2 protein-coding genes and 1 CRISPR repeat array are annotated in these 1,908 nt (G+C 63.4%); both genes read left to right on the top strand.

All coding sequences use genetic code 11. The features are described 5' to 3' along the window. The first annotated feature begins 22 nt into the window (after positions 1–22). Positions 23–964, top strand: coding sequence for a CRISPR-associated endonuclease Cas1 (cas1, locus tag FCN22_RS21370; protein ID WP_274381665.1), 942 nt, complete (start codon positions 23–25; stop codon positions 962–964). Positions 965–968: 4 nt separating this feature from the next. Further along, positions 969–1,253, top strand: a complete 285-nt coding sequence (gene cas2 / locus FCN22_RS21365) for a CRISPR-associated endonuclease Cas2 (RefSeq protein WP_137123580.1) — start codon at positions 969–971, stop codon at positions 1,251–1,253. A 174-nt stretch (positions 1,254–1,427) separates the two neighbouring features. Beyond that, positions 1,428–1,753: a CRISPR direct-repeat array (repeat unit 36 nt; unit sequence GTCTTCCCGGTCTTCCTGACCGGGCTCCATTGCGGC). Between the last annotated feature and the right edge of the window lie 155 nt (positions 1,754–1,908).

Raw genomic sequence — 1,908 nt, 5'->3', positions numbered from 1 at the left:
TGGTGCGGCTACCGTTCACCGATTGACTACGAGGCAGCACACGCCGCTACACTTCCGGCGGCAGCGTAATCCACCCCCGTGTCTACAAATTGGGGGCAAGGCCCACGTGACACCGCAGGCCATGCGGGAACTCCTTTCGCGTGAAGTGCCGGTGTGTTGGTTCTCTTACGGTGGATGGTTCACGGGTATGGCCCAAGGGCTACCCGGAAAGAACGTCGACCTACGACGGGCCCAGTACACGGCCCTGCCGGAGAGCACGCTGTCGATCGCTCGAAGGATGATAGAGGGCAAAATCCGCAACGGCCGAACCCTCCTTCGACGCAACAGTCGAGAAGGCATGGCCCAAGAGGTGGATTCGATGGGCAGGCTCGCGACTCAGGCTGCACAAGCCTCTGGATTCCCGACCTTGTTGGGTCTGGAGGGCGTGGCGGCCAGGATCTACTTTGCCAACTTCAGCCACATGCTGACGTTGGATACAGACATACCCGTGCACGAGTTCGACTCGAACGGCCGGAGCCGTCGTCCGCCACCCGATCCGGTGAACGCGCTCCTATCGTTCGCCTATGCCTTGCTGGTCAAGGACCTGACGACGACGCTGAACGCGATTGGCTTCGACCCCTACCTGGGGGTGCTCCACAGACCTCGCTTTGGCCGGCCTGCCCTTGCGTTGGACCTGGCGGAGGAGTTCCGACCGCTGATCGCCGAAAGCCTGGTGCTGCAAGTCATCAACAACGGCGAGGTCGGCGAACATGACTTTCTCTCGCGGGCTGGGGGATGCCAGCTACAGAAGGAAGGGCGGCGCTCGGTCATTCGTGCCTACGAACGACGCATGAGTCACGAGATCAAGCACCCGCTGTTCGGGTACAGAGTGAGTTATCGACGCGCCATTGAAGTGCAGGCGCGCCTGCTCGCCGCATACTTGTTGGGCGAAGTCGACCACTACACGCCGTTCGTGACACGGTGACGTCATGGCCCGTCGCCGATACCTGATCGCCTACGACATAGCCAACCCGAAGCGGCTTCGCCGAGTTTGCAAGGTCATGGAGGCGTACGGCGACCGACTGCAGTACTCGGTCTTCATCTCCGATGTCAGCCCGTCCGAACTCATCCATGCGCGAGCGGAAGTCGAAGAGGAGATGCTCATGACTGAAGACTCGGTCGTGATCGTGGACCTGGGCGAGGTCGCAGACGCGCGCTTCATCTTCCTCGGTCGACACCGGCGGCTTCCGGCCTCAGGGCCACGAGTCATCTGAGCCGTGACGCGAGCCCTCCGACGACGACCCGCTCGCGCTGCAGCGCTCGTCCGCAGGTCAGAGGCCGGTCTCGCCCGTTTCATACCGCTTATCCTGCAAGGATCGGTGCCGGCCGGGGCAGTGCTCGCGACACGCTGGAACGCCGCAGGTCAGCACCTGATAAATTGGCGAGCGGTCTTCCCGGTCTTCCTGACCGGGCTCCATTGCGGCAGCCGCGCGTCGCAGCGCGTTGGTGGCTTCGTTGACGTCTTCCCGGTCTTCCTGACCGGGCTCCATTGCGGCTGGTGCGGCGAAGACTGCGCTGGCAAACACCCCGGAGGTCTTCCCGGTCTTCCTGACCGGGCTCCATTGCGGCAGTTGCACCGTGGTGTGTTCGACGCGGGTCCGGTCGGCGTCTTCCCGGTCTTCCTGACCGGGCTCCATTGCGGCTGGTCGGCGGCGGTCGCAAGCGTGATCGCCTGCAGGTCTTCCCGGTCTTCCTGACCGGGCTCCATTGCGGCTGGTTCGCGCCCACCGGCACGAAGCTGTGCTCGTAGTCTTCCCGGTCTTCCGGGCCTTGCCCCCAATTTGTAGACACGGGGGTGGATTACGCTGCCGCCGGAAGTGTAGCGGCGTGTGCTGCCTCGTAGTCAATCGGTGAACGGTAGCCGCACCA

The organism is Segeticoccus rhizosphaerae, from assembly GCF_005222685.1.
Lineage (GTDB): Bacteria > Actinomycetota > Actinomycetes > Actinomycetales > Dermatophilaceae > Segeticoccus > Segeticoccus rhizosphaerae.
Note: the sequence above shows the minus strand (reverse complement) of the source record. Positions and strands in the feature narration are given on the sequence as shown.

Bases quoted from the DNA above. Each gene is read 5' to 3' on its own strand.
- cas2 (WP_137123580.1), top strand. From the start codon at position 969: ATGGCCCGTCGCCGATACCTGATCGCCTACGACATAGCCAACCCGAAG.